Origin of the sequence: Candidatus Pelagibacter sp. HIMB1709, from assembly GCF_052047635.1 — a bacterium.
In the GTDB taxonomy this organism is placed as follows: domain Bacteria; phylum Pseudomonadota; class Alphaproteobacteria; order Pelagibacterales; family Pelagibacteraceae; genus Pelagibacter.
This window is the reverse complement of record NZ_JBNAJW010000001.1, coordinates 66,371-87,285: the sequence shown is the minus strand read 5'-3', so window position 1 is coordinate 87,285 and position 20,915 is coordinate 66,371. Positions and strand designations below refer to the sequence as shown.

At 31.5% G+C, this 20,915-nt stretch carries 20 protein-coding genes and 5 tRNA genes; 7 read left to right on the top strand and 18 right to left on the bottom strand.

The window, feature by feature from the left end; genetic code table 11:
- Nucleotides 1–34: 34 nt before the first annotated feature.
- The 12 genes from rpoC to ACTTAR_RS00410 all read right to left on the bottom strand — a co-directional run bounded on the left by rpoC (nt 35) and on the right by ACTTAR_RS00410 (nt 12,623).
- Nucleotides 35–4,207 (bottom strand): DNA-directed RNA polymerase subunit beta', encoded by a 4,173-nt coding sequence (gene rpoC / locus ACTTAR_RS00465; protein WP_440680704.1) that lies wholly within the window; start codon nt 4,205–4,207, stop codon nt 35–37.
- Nucleotides 4,207–8,292 carry a DNA-directed RNA polymerase subunit beta gene (gene rpoB, locus ACTTAR_RS00460; protein ID WP_440680703.1) on the bottom strand — a complete coding sequence of 1,362 codons (4,086 nt, stop codon included), beginning with the start codon at nt 8,290–8,292 and terminating at the stop codon, nt 4,207–4,209. The genes rpoC and rpoB overlap by 1 nt, the downstream gene beginning before the upstream one ends.
- Before the next feature lie 57 nt (nt 8,293–8,349).
- Nucleotides 8,350–8,715 (bottom strand): 50S ribosomal protein L7/L12, encoded by a 366-nt coding sequence (gene rplL, locus ACTTAR_RS00455; RefSeq protein ID WP_262589092.1) that lies wholly within the window; start codon nt 8,713–8,715, stop codon nt 8,350–8,352.
- A gap of 5 nt (nt 8,716–8,720) precedes the next feature.
- A complete protein-coding gene (gene rplJ, locus ACTTAR_RS00450; protein ID WP_440680768.1) occupies nt 8,721–9,239 on the bottom strand; it encodes a 50S ribosomal protein L10 in 519 nt (172 codons plus the stop codon).
- Between the two features lie 5 nt (nt 9,240–9,244).
- Nucleotides 9,245–9,934: a 50S ribosomal protein L1 gene (rplA, locus tag ACTTAR_RS00445; RefSeq protein WP_440680701.1), complete on the bottom strand. Its 690-nt coding sequence runs from the start codon at nt 9,932–9,934 to the stop codon at nt 9,245–9,247.
- A complete protein-coding gene (gene rplK / locus ACTTAR_RS00440) occupies nt 9,934–10,359 on the bottom strand; it encodes a 50S ribosomal protein L11 (protein WP_440680700.1) in 426 nt (141 codons plus the stop codon). Before rplK ends, rplA begins: the two co-directional genes overlap by 1 nt.
- A complete protein-coding gene (nusG, locus tag ACTTAR_RS00435; protein WP_440680699.1) occupies nt 10,359–10,889 on the bottom strand; it encodes a transcription termination/antitermination protein NusG in 531 nt (176 codons plus the stop codon). The genes rplK and nusG overlap by 1 nt, the downstream gene beginning before the upstream one ends.
- The gene (gene secE / locus ACTTAR_RS00430; RefSeq protein ID WP_440680698.1) at nt 10,889–11,080 is read right to left on the bottom strand and encodes a preprotein translocase subunit SecE; all 192 of its coding nucleotides are present in this window, start codon (nt 11,078–11,080) and stop codon (nt 10,889–10,891) included. Before secE ends, nusG begins: the two co-directional genes overlap by 1 nt.
- Before the next feature lie 16 nt (nt 11,081–11,096).
- A tRNA-Trp gene (locus ACTTAR_RS00425) sits at nt 11,097–11,172 on the bottom strand.
- A gap of 10 nt (nt 11,173–11,182) precedes the next feature.
- The gene (gene tuf / locus ACTTAR_RS00420; RefSeq protein WP_440697414.1) at nt 11,183–12,373 is read right to left on the bottom strand and encodes an elongation factor Tu; all 1,191 of its coding nucleotides are present in this window, start codon (nt 12,371–12,373) and stop codon (nt 11,183–11,185) included.
- A gap of 44 nt (nt 12,374–12,417) precedes the next feature.
- Nucleotides 12,418–12,491: transfer RNA gene (locus tag ACTTAR_RS00415), tRNA-Gly, on the bottom strand.
- Between the two features lie 46 nt (nt 12,492–12,537).
- Nucleotides 12,538–12,623: transfer RNA gene (locus ACTTAR_RS00410), tRNA-Tyr, on the bottom strand.
- A 130-nt stretch (nt 12,624–12,753) separates the two neighbouring features.
- Here ACTTAR_RS00410 and rlmB point away from each other — a divergent pair.
- Nucleotides 12,754–13,497 carry a 23S rRNA (guanosine(2251)-2'-O)-methyltransferase RlmB gene (rlmB, locus tag ACTTAR_RS00405; protein WP_440697413.1) on the top strand — a complete coding sequence of 248 codons (744 nt, stop codon included), beginning with the start codon at nt 12,754–12,756 and terminating at the stop codon, nt 13,495–13,497.
- A gap of 33 nt (nt 13,498–13,530) precedes the next feature.
- Nucleotides 13,531–13,606, top strand: a tRNA-Thr gene (locus ACTTAR_RS00400).
- 9 nt (nt 13,607–13,615) lie between these two features.
- Here the strand turns inward: ACTTAR_RS00400 and ACTTAR_RS00395 are convergent.
- The 6 genes from ACTTAR_RS00395 to ACTTAR_RS00370 all read right to left on the bottom strand — a co-directional run bounded on the left by ACTTAR_RS00395 (nt 13,616) and on the right by ACTTAR_RS00370 (nt 17,112).
- Nucleotides 13,616–13,753, bottom strand: coding sequence for a hypothetical protein (locus ACTTAR_RS00395; RefSeq protein WP_440680696.1), 138 nt, complete (start codon nt 13,751–13,753; stop codon nt 13,616–13,618).
- A 5-nt stretch (nt 13,754–13,758) separates the two neighbouring features.
- A complete protein-coding gene (locus ACTTAR_RS00390; protein WP_440697412.1) occupies nt 13,759–14,529 on the bottom strand; it encodes an NAD kinase in 771 nt (256 codons plus the stop codon).
- A gap of 4 nt (nt 14,530–14,533) precedes the next feature.
- Nucleotides 14,534–14,619 (bottom strand) — tRNA-Leu (locus ACTTAR_RS00385).
- A 44-nt stretch (nt 14,620–14,663) separates the two neighbouring features.
- A complete protein-coding gene (locus tag ACTTAR_RS00380) occupies nt 14,664–15,956 on the bottom strand; it encodes an NAD(P)H-dependent oxidoreductase (RefSeq protein ID WP_440697411.1) in 1,293 nt (430 codons plus the stop codon).
- 5 nt (nt 15,957–15,961) lie between these two features.
- The gene (locus tag ACTTAR_RS00375) at nt 15,962–16,363 is read right to left on the bottom strand and encodes a gamma-glutamylcyclotransferase family protein (RefSeq protein WP_440697410.1); all 402 of its coding nucleotides are present in this window, start codon (nt 16,361–16,363) and stop codon (nt 15,962–15,964) included.
- On the bottom strand, nt 16,363–17,112 hold the full coding sequence (locus ACTTAR_RS00370; protein WP_440697409.1) for a competence/damage-inducible protein A: 750 nt from the start codon (nt 17,110–17,112) through the stop codon (nt 16,363–16,365). The genes ACTTAR_RS00375 and ACTTAR_RS00370 overlap by 1 nt, the downstream gene beginning before the upstream one ends.
- A 20-nt stretch (nt 17,113–17,132) precedes the next feature.
- On the opposite strand from ACTTAR_RS00370, the gene sfsA reads away from it, so the two are divergent.
- Genes sfsA through purS form a run of 5 tightly spaced genes read left to right on the top strand, consistent with a single transcriptional unit; the run spans nt 17,133 to nt 20,914 of the window.
- Nucleotides 17,133–17,831 (top strand): DNA/RNA nuclease SfsA, encoded by a 699-nt coding sequence (gene sfsA / locus ACTTAR_RS00365; RefSeq protein ID WP_440697408.1) that lies wholly within the window; start codon nt 17,133–17,135, stop codon nt 17,829–17,831.
- Nucleotides 17,824–18,594 (top strand): type I methionyl aminopeptidase, encoded by a 771-nt coding sequence (gene map / locus ACTTAR_RS00360; RefSeq protein WP_440697407.1) that lies wholly within the window; start codon nt 17,824–17,826, stop codon nt 18,592–18,594. Before sfsA ends, map begins: the two co-directional genes overlap by 8 nt.
- A 3-nt stretch (nt 18,595–18,597) precedes the next feature.
- Nucleotides 18,598–19,890, top strand: a complete 1,293-nt coding sequence (purB, locus tag ACTTAR_RS00355; RefSeq protein ID WP_440697406.1) for an adenylosuccinate lyase — start codon at nt 18,598–18,600, stop codon at nt 19,888–19,890.
- Nucleotides 19,890–20,675: a phosphoribosylaminoimidazolesuccinocarboxamide synthase gene (purC, locus tag ACTTAR_RS00350; RefSeq protein WP_440680688.1), complete on the top strand. Its 786-nt coding sequence runs from the start codon at nt 19,890–19,892 to the stop codon at nt 20,673–20,675. Before purB ends, purC begins: the two co-directional genes overlap by 1 nt.
- Nucleotides 20,672–20,914: a phosphoribosylformylglycinamidine synthase subunit PurS gene (gene purS, locus ACTTAR_RS00345; RefSeq protein WP_435117575.1), complete on the top strand. Its 243-nt coding sequence runs from the start codon at nt 20,672–20,674 to the stop codon at nt 20,912–20,914. Before purC ends, purS begins: the two co-directional genes overlap by 4 nt.
- Nucleotide 20,915 lies beyond the last annotated feature (1 nt).

Sequence of the window (20,915 nt, the reverse complement as noted above, 5' to 3'; positions counted from 1 at the left end):
GTCAAACTAAAACTGCAATTTTTAGGTGATTTTTTTATTGATTTACTTGTGTTTCTTCAGGCTCAGAAGCTTCAAGTTTATCCTGTTCTGCTAAGAAGCTATTATCATCTTCCAAGGCCTTGTTGTTCCATCTGTTCTTGATATTACCCGTTCCAGCAGGAACTAATCTTCCAACAATTACGTTCTCTTTTAAACCGTTTAACGGATCAACTTTCCCTTTAATTGCAGCATCTGTTAATACTCTTGTTGTCTCTTGGAAAGATGCAGCAGAAATGAATGATTCTGTTTGAAGTGAAGCTTTAGTAATACCCATTAAAACTCTTTCTCCAACTGCAGGAGTTTTGCCTTCAGCAACTAATTTTTCATTAGTATTATCAAACTTGATTCTATCAACCACTTCACCTGGTAAATAACTTGAATCTCCAGATACCTTAACTTCAACTTTCTTAAGCATTTGTCTTAGAATTGTTTCAATATGTTTATCGTTAATAATTACACCTTGTAATCGATATACTTCTTGAACTTGATTAACAAAATATTCTGTTAATTCTTTAATGCCTAAAATTCTTAAAATATCATGCGGTAATGGCTGTCCATCTAAAAGATATTCACCTTTTTGAATTTTTTCACCAGGATTAAAGTTAATGTGTTTTCCTTTTGGAATTAAATAATTTGATGCTTCTGATCCGTCTTCAGGAACAATCGAAATTCTTTGTTTACCTCTAACTTCTTTTCCAAAAACAACACTTCCATCGTTTTCGGCTATAATAGCACTGTCCTTAGCTTTTCTAGCTTCAAAAAGTTCAGCTACTCTTGGAAGACCTCCAGTAATATCTTTAGTTTTCGTTGTTTCTTTAGGTAATCTTGCAATAACATCACCAGCATAAACTTTTTGACCATCTTTAATTGATAAAATTGAATCTGGTACTAAGTAATATCTAGCTTCATTATCATCTGCTTTTTTAATTACATTTCCTTTTTCATCTCTTAAAGTAATTCTTGGTTTTAAATCTGTACTCTTAGATTGACCTCTCCAATCAATCACAGATTTTGATGAAATACCAGTTGCATCATCAGTAGTTTCTTGAATTGAAACACCATCTATCAAATCAACATAACTTGCAATACCACTCTTTTCAGCAATAACTGGAGTTGTATATGGATCCCACTCACAAATTTTTGTATTTGCTTTAACTTTATCTCCATTATTAAAAAATAATCTTGATCCATAAGCAACTTTATAAACTGCTATTTGAACTCCTTTATCATCCTCAATAGAAAGTTGAGTATTTCTTCCCATAACAATTAAATTCTTTTTTGAGTCTTCTAGAATATTTGAGTTAATAATTTTTAATGTCCCATCGCTTTTGCTAATAATTTGGTTATCTTGTTTGACCGAAGCTGTTCCTCCAACGTGGAATGTTCTCATCGTTAGCTGCGTACCTGGTTCTCCAATTGATTGAGCTGAAATCATACCAATTGCTTCACCCACATGCACCATTTTACCTCTAGATAAATCTCTTCCGTAACAAGTAGCACAAACACCCTCTTTAGAACTACAAGTCATTACTGAATAAACTTTTATAGATTTAACACCTGCTGCATCAATCTTATCACATCCTGCCTCATCAATCATTTCAGACTTTTTGATTATTACTTCACCACTTAAAGGATTTTTCACCTCAGCAGCTGTAACTCTACCTAGCGCTCTTTCTGCTAAACTAACGACTACATTACCACCCTCTAAGATCTCTGATAGTTCAATAAAACCTGGTTCTTCACATTTAATTTTTGTTACTGTTAAATCTTGAGCAACATCACACAATCTTCTTGTTAAATATCCAGAGCTTGCTGTTTTAAGCGCAGTATCTGCTAATCCTTTTCTTGCTCCGTGTGTAGAATTAAAATACTCTAAAGCTGTTAAACCTTCTTTAAAGTTAGAGATAATTGGACTCTCAATAATTTCACCTGAAGGTTTTGCAATTAATCCTCTCATACCAGCCAATTGTTTCATTTGCGCTGCTGAACCTCTAGCACCGCTATCAGCCATCATAAATACTGAATTTATTTTTAAACCTTCTTCTGTTTTTTCAGTTGCAGAAATTCTTTTCATCATTTCACCCGCAACTTTATCAGTACATTTAGACCATGCGTCGACAACCTTGTTGTACTTCTCACCTCTTGTAATCAAACCTTCAGCATATTGAGTTTCATAATCTGCAATTAATTTTTTAGTATCATCAATTAACTGAGTTTTATTTTCAGGAATAATTAAATCATCTTTTCCAAATGAAATTCCTGCTTTAAATGCATGCTTAAATCCTAAATCTTTAAGTTTATCACAGAAAATAACTGTCGTTTTCTGACCACAGAATCTGAAAACCACATCAATTATTTCAGAAACAACTTTTTTTGGTAGCAATCTATCAACTAATGAAAATTTAATATTGCTATTTTTTGGTAATAGGTTGGCTAATAAAAATCTTCCTGCAGTTGATGTATATTTTTCAATTTTCTTATTTCCTTGTTCATCAACAGTTTCATATCTTGAAATAATAGTGCTATGAACGTTAATTTCACCTGAAGATAATGCAAACTCTATTTGATCAGAATTAGTAAAGTATCCAGATGGTTTATCCGTTACTGGTTCCTGTGAAAGATAATATATTCCTAAAATCATATCCTGACTTGGAACGATTATAGGTTTACCATTTGAAGGAGATAAAATGTTGTTCGTTGATAGCATTAATATTCTTGCTTCCAACTGAGCTTCTAAACTTAAAGGTACATGAACTGCCATTTGGTCACCATCAAAATCAGCATTAAAAGCTGCACAAGTTAAAGGGTGTAGCTCAATTGCATCACCTTCAATTAATTTTGGTTCAAAAGCTTGAACACCAAGTCTATGAAGTGTTGGTGCTCTATTTAATAAAACAGGGTGCTCTCTTACGATTAACTCTAATGCATCCCATACAGCATTAGTTTCTTTCTCTACTAATTTTTTAGCTTGTTTAATTGTAGATGCTAAACCTAATTTGTTTAATCTTGCGTATAAAAATGGTTTAAATAACTCCAAAGCCATTTTTTTGGGTAATCCGCACTCATGTAATTTTAAGTCTGGACCAACAACAATTACTGATCTTCCAGAGTAATCTACCCTTTTTCCTAATAAGTTTTGTCTAAATCTACCCTGCTTACCTTTAAGCATCTCTGCAAGAGATTTGAGTGGTCTTTTTCCTGTTCCAGTAATAACACGACCTCTTCTTCCATTGTCGAAAAGAGCATCAACAGACTCTTGAAGCATTCTTTTTTCATTTCTAACAATGATGTCTGGAGCCTTAAGGTCCATTAATCTTTTTAATCTATTGTTTCTGTTAATAACTCTTCTGTATAGATCATTAAGATCTGAAGTAGCAAATCTACCACCGTCTAAAGGCACAAGAGGTCTTAATTCTGGTGGAATAACTGGCACTACAGTCATAATCATCCACTCTGGTTTCTGACCAGTTTCAATAAATGATTCTATTAACTTTAATCTCTTAATTGCTCTTTCTTCATTAACTTTAGATTTAGTTTCCTTAATAAAGCTAACAAGATTTTTTCTTTCTAATTCTAAGTCAAGATTTTTTAACATTTCAAGTACAGCTTCTGCTCCTATACCTGCGGTAAAGCTTTCCTCTCCAAATTCATCTTGATATTTTGCTAATTCTTCCTCATTTAAAAGTTGATTTTTTTGTAATCCAGTTAGTCCTGGTTCGATTACTATAAAGTTTTCAAAATAAAGAACTCTCTCGATTTCTTTCAACTTCATATCAACAGCAAGTGCAATTCTACTTGGTAACGATTTTAAGAACCAAATATGTGCCACAGGTGTTGCAAGATTAATGTGGCCCATTCTCTCTCTTCTTACATTAGATTTTGTTACTTCAACGCCACATTTTTCACAGATAATACCTCTAAATTTCATTCGTTTATACTTTCCGCATAAACATTCGTAATCTTTGATTGGTCCAAAAATTCTTGCACAGAATAGACCATCTTTCTCGGGTCTAAACGTTCTATAATTTATAGTTTCTGGTTTTTTAATTTCACCAAATGTCCAAGATTTAATTTTCTCAGGACTAGCTAAAGAAATTTTTATGCTATTAAAATTCTGTGCTTCGGAAATTTCACTACCTTTAAATAAATCTGTTAATTCTTTTTTCATTAATTAAGCTCCACATTTAATGCTAATGATTTTATTTCTTTAACGAGTACGTTAAATGACTCTGGTATACCAGACTCGAAATTCTCTTCACCTTTAACTATAGTTTCGTAAACTTTAACTCTTCCAGCAACATCGTCTGATTTAACAGTCAATATTTCTTGAAGTGTGTATGAAGCTCCATATGCTTCAAGAGCCCATACTTCCATTTCTCCAAATCTTTGACCACCTAACTGCGCTTTACCACCAAGAGGCTGTTGTGTAACTAAACTATAAGGACCAGTTGATCTTGCATGAATTTTATCTTCAACCAAGTGATGAAGTTTCAACATGTAAATTATCCCAACAGTGACTGGTCTATCAAATTTTTCTCCAGTTCTGCCATCCCATAAATAAGTTTGACCAGATCCAGGTAAGTTAGCTAACTCTAACATGTCAGTTACGTTCTTTTCTTTAGCGCCATCAAATACTGGTGTTGATATTGCAATACCATTTTGTAAGTTTTCACAAAGATCTTTAAATTCGTTCTTACTTAATTTATCTACCTTTTCATTAAAAGTATCTTCTCCATAAACAGATTTTAAGAATTTTTCTATTTTTTCAGTTCTTTCTATTTTTTTGTTATTTTCATTAACTAAGTTTTTAATCTGTTCACCAAATTCTTTACAAGCCCATCCTAAATGTGTTTCTAAAATTTGACCGACGTTCATCCTACTTGGAACACCAAGAGGGTTTAAGACAATATCTACTGGTCTTCCATCTTCTCTATATGGCATGTCTTCAACTGGCACAATTTTACTCACCACTCCTTTGTTACCATGTCTACCTGACATTTTATCACCTGGTCTTAATCTTCTTTTGATAGCAACAAAAACTTTTACCATTTTCATTACACTTGGTAATAAATCATCACCACTTCTAATTTTTAAAACTTTATCTTCAAATCTTTCTGTTATGTCTTGTTTGGCTTTGTTGTATTGATCTTTAAGTTGAGCTAAAGTAGCTTCATCATTTACATTTCCAACTGTAATTTTGAAAACATCATTTATAGATAGATTGTTTATTGCATCAAAGTCTAATTTCGTACCCTCAGACAGTTCCTTGACTTTTTTAGTTAATGATGAACCTGATAATATTTGAGAGGCTCTCTGTTTAATACTTCTCTCTAAAATTTCTTCTTCAACAATTTTATCTTGTTGAACTTGTTCAATTTCAGCTCTTTCAATTGTGATTGATCTTTCATCTTTCTCAATTCCATGTCTATTAAAAACTCTAACATCTACTACTGTTCCACTAGAACCTCTAGACATTCTTAAAGATGTATCAGTAACATCGATTGCTTTTTCTCCAAATATAGATCTCAATAATTTTTCTTCAGGACCTGAGGCAGAATCTCCTTTAGGAGTTACTTTACCAACTAAAATATCACCAGCATTGACTTCCGCACCAATATAAACAATTCCAGACTCATCAAGGTTTTTTAAAGCTTCTTCATTTACATTTGGTATATCTCTCGTGATTTCTTCTTCACCAAGCTTCGTATCTCTAGCCATTATTTCGTATTCAACTATATGAACAGATGTAAATACATCATCTGTCACACATCTTTCAGAAATCAAAATAGAATCTTCAAAATTATAACCTTGCCATGGCATGAAGGCTACTGTTACATTTTTACCTAAAGCTAATTCACCTAGTTTTGTTGAAGGACCATCCGCAATGATATCACCTGATTTAACCTTGTCACCAACACGAACAAGAGGTTTTTGGTTAATACACGTATTTTGATTTGATCTTTTAAATTTTTGAAGATTGTAAATATCAACACCAGATTTACTAAAATCAGTTTCCTCAGTTGCTTTAATTACAATTCTTTTTCCGTCAATTTTATCAACTATACCGTCTCTTTTTGCAACAATAGTTACTCCTGAGTCTAATGCAACATCACTTTCTATACCGGTTCCTACAAGTGGAGACTCTGGTTTTAATAGTGGCACTGCTTGTCTCATCATATTTGATCCCATCAAAGCTCTGTTAGCATCATCATTTTCTAAAAAAGGAATTAATGATGCTGCAACTGAAACAAGTTGCTTAGGTGAAACGTCTATATAATCTATTGCATCAGGTTTTGATAAAAGAAAATTTAAATTCTGTCTGCAAGAAACTAGTTCTTCAATAATTTTTCCATTTTTGTCGAGTTTGGTGTTAGCTTGGGCAATAGTGAATTTTGTTTCTTCCATTGCTGATAAGTATTCCACTTTATCCTGAACAACACCGTCTTTAACTTTTTTATAAGGGCTTTCAATAAAGCCATATTTATTAATCTTGGCATATGTTGATAAACTATTAATTAAACCAATATTTGGTCCTTCAGGTGTTTCGATTGGACAAATTCTTCCATAATGAGTTGGGTGAACGTCACGAACCTCAAAACCAGCTCTTTCTCTTGTAAGACCTCCAGGTCCTAAAGCTGAAACCCTTCGTTTGTGTGTAATTTCAGAAAGTGGATTTGTTTGATCCATAAATTGAGAAAGCTGTGAGCTCGCAAAGAAATCTTTAAGTGAGACTGTTAATGGTTTAGCGTTTATTAAATCTTGTGGCATCGCAGACTCAACATCCAAGGTAGTCATTTTCTCTTTGATTGCTCTTTCCATTCTATAAACACCAATTCTTGCCTGATTTTCTACTAGCTCACCTACAGAACGTACTCTTCTGTTACCTAAGTGATCGATATCATCAACATCATCTTTACCATCACGTAAATCTAACATTTTATGTATGATCGCAATAATGTCATCATTTCTTAAAATTGTAATTTTATCTGAACACTCCTGATTTAGTCTCGAGTTCATTTTTACTCTACCAACGTCAGACAGATCGTATCTATCAGAACTAAAGAAAAGATTATTAAATATTTGAGTAGCTATCTCAATTGTAGGTGGCTCACCTGGTCTTAACATTTTATAAATTTCTGTAATAGCTTCGTCTTTTGAATTATTTTTATCTGCTAAAACGGTTGTTAATAAATAAGGCCCTTTATTAATTGAATTAGTGACAGATATTTGAAGAGAATAAATATTGGCATCTAAAATTTGTTGGATTATGGTGTCGTTTAACTCTGTACCAATTTTAAAAACACCATCTTCTTCTTCATTTACTTTAACATCTCTATGAAGAAATTTTCCAAAAAGAGACTCTCTCGATACCAAAATATCTTTAAGTCCATCATTAGCTAATTTCTTAGCGGTTAGAAAATTAATTTTGTCACCTAATTTTACTACAACTTCACCAGTTTTAGCATCAATTACTTCCTCAGAAAAGTTTTTGGCTTTATAATTTTCAGGATTAAATTTTGTTTTCCATTTTTCTGTCTTGGTGTCAAAAGTGTATTGTTCACTTTCATAAAACTCATCAACAATTTCCGATTTAGTAAATCCTAAAGCTAATAATAATGTAGATGCGTAAATTTTCTTTTTTCTATCTATTTTAAAATATAAAAAATCTTTTACATCATATTCGAAATCTAACCATGAGCCTCTATTTGGTATTACTCTGCAATTAAATAACAATTTACCACTTGCATGTGTCTTTCCTTTGTCATGATCAAAAAATACTCCAGGACTTCTGTGCATTTGATTAACAACAACACGCTGAACTCCATTAGTTATAAAAGTACCACTGTTTGTCATCATTGGTACTTCACCCATATAAACCTCTTGCTCTTTAGCTGATAAAATATCTTTAGTGTTGTTCTCTTGGTCTATTTCATAAACAACTAATCTTAGAGTGCATTTAAGTGCTGAAGAATAAGTCAAACCTCTAGCAATACATTCTTCTACATCAAATTTTGGCTTTTCTAATCTATAAGAAACATACTCTAAAGTTGCTTTGTCATTTAAATCTTCAATTGGAAATATACTTTTGAATACTCTATCAAAACCTTTTGTAAGTTCTGTTTCAGCATAAAATTCAGTTAATTCTTTATAAGAATTTTTTTGAACTTCTATTAAATTTGGTATTGATAAACTTTCCTTTAATTTACCAAAACTTTTTCTAATGTTTTTCTTTTCAGTAAAAGATAATTGCATCTATATTTATTAATACTGATTAAAAATTAATCAGTATTTGAATTCTTTCTAATTGTTTTATTTAAGTTCTACTTTAGCGCCAGCAGCTTCTAACTTAGCTTTGATCTCTTCAGCATCTTTTTTATTTACACCAGACTTAACTTCTTTTGGTGCACCTTCAACAAGATCTTTAGCTTCTTTTAAACCTAACGAAGTAGCTGCTCTTACTTCTTTAATAACATTAATTTTTTTATCACCCGCAGAAACAAGCATGATTGTGAAATCATCTTTTTCTTCTGCTGGAGCTGCACCACCTGCTGCTGCTGGAGCTGCTGCAGCCATTGGAGTTACACCCCACTTTTCTTCTAGTTGTTTTGAAAGTTCGGCTGCTTCAGCTACAGTCAAACTTGATAGGTCTTCAATAATTTTGTTTAGGTCAGGCATATTTATCACTCTTTAGGTTGTGTTTCAGAATTTTCTGCCGACAAACTACTCATTTTTTCTGAATGTGCAAGCAAAATACTGATTAATTTAGATGCAGAAGCGTTCAAAATACCTACAATATTGGCTCTTGCTTCATCTAATGTAGGTAGACTAGCTACATTTTGGACACCTGCTTGGTCTAAAACCTCATCGTCCATTATTCCGCCAATTAATTTTAAGTTTTTATTATCTTTTGCAAATTTTGATAGAATCCTTGCAGACATTATTGCATCCTCACCAAACGCAACTGCCGTCGGACCTGTAAATAAATTTGATAGATCTTTGCACTTAGTTTTTTCCAAAGCAAGCTTAGTAATTCTGTTTTTTGTTATTTTAAAAATAATTCCATGCTCTCTCATTTTGGCTCTTAAATCATCTAATTGAGTCATTGTTAAACCCTGGTAATGAGTAACCATTACAGCTTTACTGTTTTCAAACTTAGCTGTCATTTCTTCAATATAATTTTTCTTTTGTTCTTTATTCATCATAACTATATCGATTTCCCTAATTTAACTTTATAAGACACACCCATTGTAGATGTTGCAAATACACCTTTTATTAAATCACCTTTTAAAGTGTTGTTTGTTTTTTCTTTTTCAAGCGCATCTATAATTGCATTATAGTTTTTTATTAATTGATCGTCAGAAAAAGATTTTTTTCCAATACTTACACCAATATTTCCGTCTTTATCATTTCTTATTTCAACTTGACCTGATTTAGCGTTAGTTACTGCTTCCTTAATATTTTCTGATACAGAACCTAGTTTAGGATTTGGCATCAAACCTTTAGGTCCTAAAACTTTCCCTAATTTAGAAAGTTTAATCATCATTCCTGGTGTACAAATTAATTTTTCAAAGTTTAATTCACCAGCTTTAATTTTATCTACAAATTCATCGCCACCAACAATATCAGCTCCAGCATCTTTAGCTTCTTCTGCTTTATTATCTTCACAAACTACGGCAACCTTAACTGTTTTACCTGTTCCTCCTGGTAAATTAACTACTGTTCTAATATTTACTTCACTCTTTTTTTGTTTGTTATTGATTTGAAAACTTAAGTCTAAAGACTCATCAAACTTAGTAGTACAATTTTTTTTTAATTCAGGTAACAAATTCTCAATAGTATCTGAGTTTAAGTCTTTGGTATTTTCAGGTAATTTTTTATATCTTTTTGATGGCATTATTCTTTTACCTCGATTCCCATTGATCTTGCAGATCCTGCTATAATTTTAATTGCTTCTTCAATGTCATGTGCATTTAAATCGTTCATTTTTTCTTTTGCAATATTTTCTAATTGTTGTTTTGAAATCGATGCAACTATATTTCTGCCTGGCTCTTTTGAACCACCCTTTAGTTTAACTGCTTCTTTAATATAGAAAGACGCTGGGGGAGATTTGATTTTAAAATCAAATTTTTTATCTTTATAAACCGTTATCTCAACAGGTACAGGTTTGCCCGCCATTGATTTCGTTTTATCATTGAAGGCTTTACAGAATTCCATGATGTTTACACCACGTTGACCTAACGCAGGTCCAACAGGTGGAGCTGGGTTTGCTTGTCCACCTTTAATTTGTAATTTTATAAATCCACTAATTTCTTTTGCCATTAACTTACCTTTTCAACTTGATTATATTCTAAATCTACTGGTGTTGGACGACCAAATATAGAAACTGACACCTTAAGTCTAGCTTTTTCTTCATCAATTTCTTCAATCATACCTGTAAATGAAGCAAATGGACCATCTACAACCTGAATTTTTTCTCCTACACTATACTCAATACCAGATTTTGGTTGAGCAACTCCGTCTTTAATTTGACCTAAAATTTTTTCTACTTCCTTGTCAGATACTGGCACTGGAATACCTTTGCTTCCTAAAAATCCACTAACTCTCTTAATGTTTTTAATCATATGGTAGATATTGTTATCCATTTCACTTTTAATTAAAACATATCCAGGGAAGTACTTTTTTTTCCTTTGAATTCTTTTACCTCTTTTAACCTCAGTAACATCATGAGTGGGTACAATTATTTCCTCAAATTTTTCACTTATTTTAGCTTTGTCAGCTTCTTCTTTAATTAAAGAAGCTACTTTATTTTCAAAGCTTGAATGAGATTGAACAATATACCAATTTTTCATTAAATACTTACCTTAAGTAATAATTCTAGGAAAAATTTTAAAACCTGATCTAAAAGAAGAAAAAATAAGGACATAACTAAAGCCATTACAAATACCATTAATGCGCCTTGCAATGTTTCTTTCCATGTAGGCCAAGTTACTTTGAATGCTTCTTGTTTTACTTCTTGTATAAATTTAATCGGGTTCTTCATAATTTTAAGCTCAAATTGGCAGGAGCGGAGGGACTCGAACCCTCAGCCTCCGGTTTTGGAGACCGGCGCTCTACCAATTGAGCTACACTCCTATTTATAGAGTTACTCTATAATTTTTGTTACTACTCCTGCTCCAACAGTTCTTCCACCTTCTCTTATAGCGAAATTTAATTTTTCAGCCATAGCGATTGGTGTAATTAACTTAACGGTAAACTTAGCATCGTCACCTGGCATAACCATTTCTGTTCCTGCTGGCAACTCTACTTCACCTGTTACGTCTGTTGTTCTAAAATAAAACTGAGGTCTGTATTTAGTAAAGAATGGGGTATGTCTTCCACCTTCATCTTTCTTAAGTACATATGCCTGAGCTTCAAATTTAGTATGTGGAGTTATTGAACCAGGCTTACAAAGAACTTGACCTCTTTCAATATCTGTTCTTTCAATACCTCTCAATAAAATTCCAACGTTATCTCCAGCTTCACCAGAGTCTAAAATTTTTCTAAACATTTCAACTCCAGTACAAACTGATTTTTTAGTTTCTTTAATACCAACGATTTCAACTTCCTCACCAGTTTTAATCACACCAGACTCAACTCTACCTGTTGCAACTGTTCCTCTTCCAGAAATTGAAAATACATCCTCAACAGGCATCAAGAATGGTTTGTCCACTTCTCTAGCTGGTTGTGGGATGTGATCATCAACAGCTTTCATTAATTCTAAAATTGAATTTTTACCAATTTCATCATCTCTTTTTTCTACTGCTGCTAATGCTGATCCTTTAACAATTGGAGTTGTTTCTCCAGGATATTTATAAGAAGTCAAAAGCTCTCTGATTTCTTCTTCAACAAGTTCAATCATTTCTTTATCATCAACTTGATCAACTTTATTTAGGTAAACAACAATTGCTGGAATACCAACTTGTCTTCCTAAAAGAATGTGTTCTCTTGTTTGTGGCATTGGTCCATCTGCAGCATTAACAACTAAGATGGCTCCATCCATTTGTGCGGCACCAGTGATCATGTTCTTCACATAATCAGCGTGACCTGGACAGTCTACGTGTGCATAGTGTCTTTTTTCAGTTTCATATTCAACGTGAGCCGTTGAAATTGTAATTCCTCTTTCTTTTTCCTCTGGAGCTTTATCGATTTGATCGTATGCTACAGCAGTTCCACCTCCAGCTTCAGCTAAAACATTTGTGATAGCTGCAGTAAGAGTAGTTTTACCATGATCGACATGACCAATAGTCCCAATGTTACAGTGGGGTTTACTTCGTACAAATTTTTCTTTTGACATTTCTTTTTAACCTCAGTTTTTTTTGTTTCTAATTTTATTTTTCTTGGAGCGGGTAAAGGGAATCGAACCCTTACATCCAGCTTGGAAGGCTAGCGTTCTACCATTGAACTACACCCGCACAACCCCAAGAGTAACACTCCATTGTTAATCAAAAATTCATTGAATGGTGGAGGGGGAAAGATTCGAACTTTCGAAGACCGAAGTCAACGGGTTTACAGCCCGCCCCATTTGACCGCTCTGGAACCCCTCCTCTGGGGAAGTGTCCCCTTGTTCAATAAAACTTCAAATAACAGGCGTTTTATATATTTTATTTATCCAAATGCAACACGTGATTTATTAAGAAAATATCTTTAAAAACGTGTAAAACACTTGATAATTTTATGAATAAATCATCTTTTTTTATAGTGGGCCAACATGCTGTAATTGAAGCTTTAAGGAATCCGAATAGGAAGGTTTTAAGAGTGTTTTTGACAGAGGACGCTAAAAAAAATATTCACAAAAAAAACCCAAATAAAAATCTTCTACAAGACGTAAAAGTTTATTTTAAATCCAAAAAAGAATTGGATAAATATTCATCAAAAGATCAATTGATGCATAATGGTTACGTTGCAGAAATCGAACATCTTGACTCACTAGATTTAAAAGAATTTATTAAAGAAAAAAAAAATTTAACATTTGTTTGTTTAGATGAAGTTACTGATCCAAGAAATATAGGCTCTTTGATTAGAAGTGCAGCTTCTTTTAATATTGATGGTTTGATAATTAAAGAACGACATTTTCCTAGAGATAGTAAACTAATGTATAAATCAGCGAGTGGATGTATGGAGCATGTTAAAATATTTCAGGTATCCAATATTAATTCAACTTTGAAAAATCTTAGAGAAAAAAATTTTTGGGTTTATGGTTTTGATTCACAAGGTCAAAAAGATTTTACGGATGTAAAATGGGAAGGAAATAATATTTTGCTCTTTGGTTCAGAAGGATTTGGAATGAGACAGCATACAGGTAAATATGCAGATTTTTTTGTTAAAATTGATATCAATAAAGATATTGAAAGTTTAAATATCTCAAATAGTGCAGCAATTGTGTTTCATCATTTAAGTTATTTAAAAAAAAAGAGTTGATTATTTTATAAATAGTTAATAATTATTGCGCATGCCCTTGTAGCTCAGTTGGTAGAGCAATTGATTTGTAATCAATAGGTCCGCGGTTCGAATCCGTGCGGGGGCACCATAATTTTCTCTACCAAGCAATTAATTTCCAACACTCACCAACATTCTCGATACGAACATAGCAACCGAAAAATGACATTATTTTAAATGCAAAAAATCCTGTAATTAAAATTAGCACAACTAATACAATTGAATTAATTTTATTCATCTAATCTAACTTGTTTCTCTTCTTATTTGTTCAATTTTAATTTTTTTTTGCAAACTTCTGCTTTTGTCATAAAGTAAATTAAACTTAATTTTGTTGTTAATTTTTACAGTAATTGATTTAGCATTTCTTACTTCTAAATTATCTGCTACAGCACTTATTGGTCTCTTTGAAGGATTTAGATTTGTAATAATGATTTTTGTTTTATCATTTACAATTTTACCTTTCCATCTTCTTGGTCTAAATGCACTTATTGGAGATATAGACAATTTTTTTGAATGAAGACTTAAAATAGGTCCATGAACAGATAAATTATAAGCTGTACTCCCAGCTGGTGTTGATACTAAAACACCATCAGAGACTAATTTTTTAATTATTTGTCTTGATCCTTGCTTAATGGATAGCGAAGCTGCTTGCCTACTCTGTCTTAATACCGAAACTTCATTTATTGCTATAGATTTTTTAGTTTGATTATTTTTGTTTCTAACTGTCATTTCTAAAGGTGAAATAGAAACCATATTTGCTCTCAATAAATTTTTAATAATATTATTAGAGGAAAATTTATTCATCAGAAAACCATAGTTTCCTGAATTAATTCCATAAAATTGTTTGTTAAGGTTTTTGTTTTTTTTTAATGTTTGAAGCATAAATCCATCACCTCCAATAACAATAATTAAATTATCTTTTTGAAAATCTTTAGATTTTATTTTTTTTAATAAAATGTTTTTTATACTTAATGATTTTTTATTTTTATCTGAAATAATCTGAAGTTTGCTCATTTAGTGGTGCCCTCGGCCAGACTCGAACTGGCACTCCGCAAGCGGCAAGGATTTTAAGTCCTTTGTGTCTACCAATTTCACCACGAGGGCATTTGCGAACATCATTGTTATATCTTCAATTATTTATAACTCAACTATATTAAATTATACTGGTAATCTCTAGCTTCTAATACCTCTTTTGGTAATTTCAGTTCAACATCTTCGATTTTAATTACTTCGTCCTTTTTAATATCCTTTTTTAATATTGCATTATCAGTTAGACCTAATGGTAATATCATTTCACTTTTAGATTTGTGAGAAGTAATTAATTTTCCTCTTGCACAAAATCCTCCTTCTCCATCAAGTTTTTCACCAACTTTCAAATTTTTTTTAGCCACACTTCCCACTTCTGCATTATAATTTTTTGTATATCCTGTTGCTCGATTATCAAGCGCTATAGAATATATAGACTGTGCAAGTTCTAAGCCAATATAGTGATATGGCCTCCATATTGCAGAATAGTTCCCTGTAGAGTCAGTTACCATTCCATAATCTTTAAAACAATTTTTCACATATTCATTTTTAGCTTTAATGACAATGTATACGCCCCATCTTAAGTCATTAGGAATATCTTTTTTAGCTAAATCAATACTTGATATAACTTCTACTTGACCGTCAAAATCAATTAACCCACCATCATTTTTTGGTATTAATTTTTTTGCAATATCATAAACACCAACTGGAGGAAAAGTTAATCCATTTGAGGGACATTTTAGATTTGCAGCATTACTTACTGCACACATTTCAATTGCTGATTTATCTCCACACAAAAAACTATTAAACATTTTAGGATTCATTCCAGATTCATTTTCTGCTCTTTCCTTAGTTAAACCATAATGACCCCAAACTGTGTCAGGTGTTGAGTATTCAAAAGTTGGGTGGTACTTGGTTCCCTTTCCTGCACAAATGACTTCAAAACCATTAAGTCTCGCCCATTCAATTTGCTCTAAAATTAATGAAGGCTGGTCACCGTAAGCCATAGAGCAAATAACTCCATTATCTTTAGCTAAATCTGCTAAATATTTTCCACATGTAATATCGGCCTCAACATTAACTAAGATTAAATGTTTTTTATTTTTTAAAATTTTTGTTGCATGAACTGTTCCAGAAATTGGATTTCCAGTTGCTTCAATGAAGATTTCAATATTTCTATCTATAATTTGATCAAGAGAATTAGAGAAATTTATTTTAGATATTTCTCTCTCATTTATTCCACTTTTAAAACAATTTTTTTTTGCTTGATCAACATTTAGATCAACAATGCTATCAATCTCTATTTTATTTAAATGAGAATATTGAGATAAAAACATACTTACGAACTTCCCACATCCAATAAAAGCAACTCTTATTGGATCTTTTCGTTCCTCTAATTTTGTGTGTAAAAACATATCAATTAATAATGTAATGCCTTTATAAGAAATTTGTTATCAAGTTTGCAATCTCTATATCCTCTTTTAACTACATTAAGGTATCTTTCTGTTGGAAACTTAAATGGAGATTTTTTTACCATAGTATAGGTCATGACTTTTTTTCCATAGTAAAAAAAATAATGTTTTTTATAAAGAATTGGAAAGTCTTCATAAACATCTAATTTTTTTTCATCACTTTTTGAAATTTCAAATAATCCACCTGGTACGATTGAATTTTTTTTAGGCTCAATGTCTGCAGCTCTATACTTGCTTCTAAATGTTAATTTAAAATCTTTTAAATTTATTTTTTTTAAAAAAACACTGTCTTTACATCTTCGTTTCATTTGAAAATGATGAAGATTACTACCATAAGCAAAATACAACATTAGCGTTCAACTACCTCAATTTTTTTTTCATTTACAAATTTTAAAATTTGAGAATTACAATCATTAATTTTGTTTTGATCTTCAGATCTAATGACTATCGACACCCCTAATTTTCCAGCGTGAAAAAAAGGATAGCTTCCAATTTCAACATCTAAATTGTCATTTTGCACTTTTGTTAGTGAACTCGCTATTTCACTTTCAACAGTTCTTAAGCTTATAGTTAAGCTTTTAATTGGTTCACCACCAACTATATTATTTGTTAATCCACCTAACATTGATTTTAATATCGAAGGAACTCCTGGAAGAGAGTAAACATTTTCAACATTAAATCCTGGAGCACCACTTGTGGGGTTTAAAATTAAATTTGCATTTTCAGGCATCCAAGCCATTTTTTGTCTTCCTTCATTAAATTCTCCAGGTTGATAATAGGCCTCTAATATTTTGAAAGCTTCTTTGTGAACTTCGTATTTTAAACCAAATGCTTTTGAAACTGATTGAGCAGTTATATCATCATGGGTTGGCCCAATACCTCCAGTTGTAAAAACATAATCATATTTAGATCTCAGAACATTTAATGTTTCAACTATGGTGTTTTCTACGTCTGATATTACCCTAACTTCTTCAACTTTAACTCCAATAGAATTAAGCCACGTCGCTAATGTTGAAGTATTAGTATCTCTTGTTCTTCCAGATAAAATCTCGTTTCCAATTATTAAAATTGATGCATTAAATTTTGCTTTTTTATCCATATGAAATATATAATTTAGTAATGGAATTTACCAAGTCTTTAGTAAAAGGCAAACTAATCAAACGTTACAAAAGGTTTTTTACCGACATAAAAATTGGTAAAGAAGTTGTCACAGCTCATTGTCCTAACACTGGTTCTATGAGAGGTTTATTAGAAGAAGGTAACGATGTTTATTTGTTGCCAAATAATGATCCTAAAAGAAAACTAAAATTTGGACTTGAAGTAATTAAATCAAGAAAAAATCTAGTTGGTGTGAACACTCATATGGCTAACAAGATTGTGCATCATGGTATTAAAAATAATCTAATTAAAGAATTAAAAAATAACGATACAATTAAGCCAGAAGTCTTCTTTAATAAGGAGACTAGATTTGATTTTTTATTAGAAAAGAACAATCAAAAAAGCTTTATTGAAGTCAAAAATGTTACCTTATTTAGAAATAAAGAAACCGCTGAGTTCCCAGATGCTGTTACGTCAAGAGGATCTAAGCATTTATTAACTCTTATTGATGCCATAAATAAAGGTTATACTTGTTATCTGTTGTTTTTAGTTCAAATTCAAAATATGAAATATTTTAAAATAGCTAAAGATATAGACGAGGAATATTATAAAAATTATTTAAAAGCTAAAAAAGCTGGAGTAAATTTTTTAGCATATAGATGTGATGTAAGTTCAAAAAAAATTTTTATAGATAAAAAACTTAAAATTTTAGATGAGTGAATATAAAGAAAAATTTGAAAAAATGAGAGTTGCTGGAAAATTAGCAGCAAGAACTCTTGATATGTTGACTGAAAACATTAAGGAAGGTGTCTCGACAGACTATATAGATAAATTAGGTTACGAGTTTATAAGAGATAATGGAGGTCACTCTGCTCCACTCTACTATAGAGGTTTTACAAAATCTTTATGTACTTCATTAAATCATGTTATATGTCATGGAATTCCTTCAGATAGAATTTTAAGAGATGGTGATGCGGTTAATGTTGATGTTACTGCAATCGTAGATGAACATTATGGAGATACAAGTAGAATGTTTTGTATTGGCAAAACACCAATTAAATTAAACAATCTTATAGATGCAACGTATGAATCTATGATGAGAGCTATCAAAATATTAAAACCAGGTACAAAATTGGGTGATATTGGTTATGAAATTCAATCTTATGTTGAAGATAAAGGTTATTCTGTGGTTAGAGATTTTTGTGGTCATGGTATAAGCACAACATTTCACGAGCCACCAAATATTTTACATTATGGAAATAAAAACTCTGGCGCAGAGTTAAAACCTGGTATGACTTTTACAATCGAACCAATGATAAATTCAGGTAAATATGATGTTAAAATGTTGAATGATGGTTGGACTGCGGTTACAAAAGATAAATCTTTATCTGCTCAATTTGAGCATACGTTAGGAATTACTGAAAATGGTTATGAAATCTTTACAGAATCTGCTAAAGGTTATTCAAAGCCTCCATACTTATAATTAATGATTAAAAGATATTCTCGAAAAGAACTAACTGATATTTGGTCAGAAGAAAATAAATACAAAATTTGGTTAGATGTCGAAGTTGCAGCTGCTGAAGCGATGGAAAAACTTGGTCAAATCCCAAAAGGTGTAGCATCAGTTGTTAGAAAAAAAGCTAAAATCAATGTAAGCAGAATTCATAAGATAGAAGCAGAAGTTAAACACGACGTAATAGCTTTTCTAACCTCTGTGACTGAAAAAGTAGGTATTAAAGCTAGATATCTTCACCAAGGTATGACCTCATCAGATGTATTGGATACAAGTTTTAATATCCAAATGGTTCAATCAGGTAAAATCATCTTAAAAGACTTAGATCAAATTTTAAAAGTTCTTAAAAAACAAGCTAAGAAATACAAATTTACTCCGTGCATGGGAAGAAGTCACGGTATTCATGCTGAACCTGTTACTTTTGGATTAAAATTGGCTTCGTTTTACGAAGAATTTAAGAGAAATAGAAAAAGATTAGTAGATGCAATAGATGAAGTATCCACTTGTGCAATATCTGGGGCTGTTGGAACCTTTGCAAACATTAATCCTAATGTTGAAAAACACGTTGCCAAAAAATTGGGTTTAAAAGTTGAGCCAATTTCAACTCAAGTAATACCAAGAGACCGACATGCTTTTTATTTCTCAATATTAGGAATTATTGCTGGATCAATAGAAAGAGTTGCAGTTGAGATTAGACATTTACAAAGAACTGAAGTTTATGAATTACAAGAATTCTTTTCAAAAAATCAAAAAGGTTCTTCAGCGATGCCTCATAAAAAAAATCCAATATTAAGTGAAAACTTAACTGGTCTTGCAAGAATGGTTAGAAGTGCAGTCATTCCTGCTTTAGAAAATATTGCTCTATGGCATGAAAGAGATATTTCTCATTCTAGTGTTGAGAGAAACATCGGGCCTGATGCAAACATTACAACTGATTTTGCTCTTGTGAGACTAACAAATATTTTAGATAACATGATTGTTTACCCTAAAAAAATGTTAGAAAATTTAAATATAACCAAAGGATTGATTTTTTCACAAGAAGTAATGCTAGAGCTAACAAAATCTGGATTAAGTAGAGAGCAATCTTACCGAATGGTTCAAAATTACGCTAAAAAATGTTTTGCAGAGGATTTAGACTTATTTGATGTTATTAGTTCTGATAAGTTAATTATGAGTAAAATTACTCCTAAAAAACTAAAATCTATATTTAGTTACGCAAAACACTTTAAAAATGTAAATTTGATCTTTAGAAGAGTTTTTAAATAATGAAAAAAGGAAAAAAACTATACGAAGGAAAAGCTAAAATCATTTATGCAACTAATGATAAAAATTTAGTCATTCAGTATTTTAAAGATGATGCAACCGCATTTAACAATCAGAAAAAATCTACTATTGAAGGAAAAGGTGTTTTAAATAACAGAATTTCAGAACACATCCTCTCCAACCTTTCTCAAATTGGAATTAAAAACCATTTAGTAAAAAGACTTAATATGAGAGAACAGGTTATTAAGTTAGTTGAAATTATTCCAATTGAATTCATTGTAAGAAATGTTGCAACTGGATCTATTACCAAAAGATTAGGAATTGAAGATGGTACAGTTTTAAAAGAGCCTCTAATTGAGTATTGCTTAAAGGATGACAAATTAGGCGATCCATTAATTGCAGAAGAGCATATCTTAGCTTTTGATTGGGCTACTAAAAATGAAATAGATAAAGTTAAAAAAATGATTTTAAGAATTAATGACTTTATGATCGGTATGTTTAGAGGCGTTGGAATTAAGCTAATTGATTTTAAATTAGAATTTGGAAGAATAAAGGCTAACGGTAAAGATGAAGTGATATTGGCTGATGAAATTAGCCCTGATACTTGCAGACTTTGGGACAGTATAACAGACAAAAAACTAGATAAAGACAGATTTAGAAAAAATTTAGGTGATCTTATTCCAGCATATACAGAAGTTGCAAAAAGACTGGGGATACTTCATGAGCAATCAAACGTTTCAGCGGTTAATGTTACCAAGCTATCGTCTGTTAAAAGGAAACGTAAATGAAAATTTCAGTAATCATTACTCTTAAAAAAGATGTGCTAGATCCTCAAGGTAAGGTTATTCACCAAACTTTAGATGGAATGGGCTTTAATGACATTAATGAAGTAAGACAAGGTAAGTATTTCGAAATCGATACCAAAGAAAGTGATCCAAAAAAAGCTAAGGATAAAGTTGAAGAAATGTGCAAAAAACTTTTAGCTAATCTTGTTATTGAAAATTATAAAATTATTGATGCACAATAAT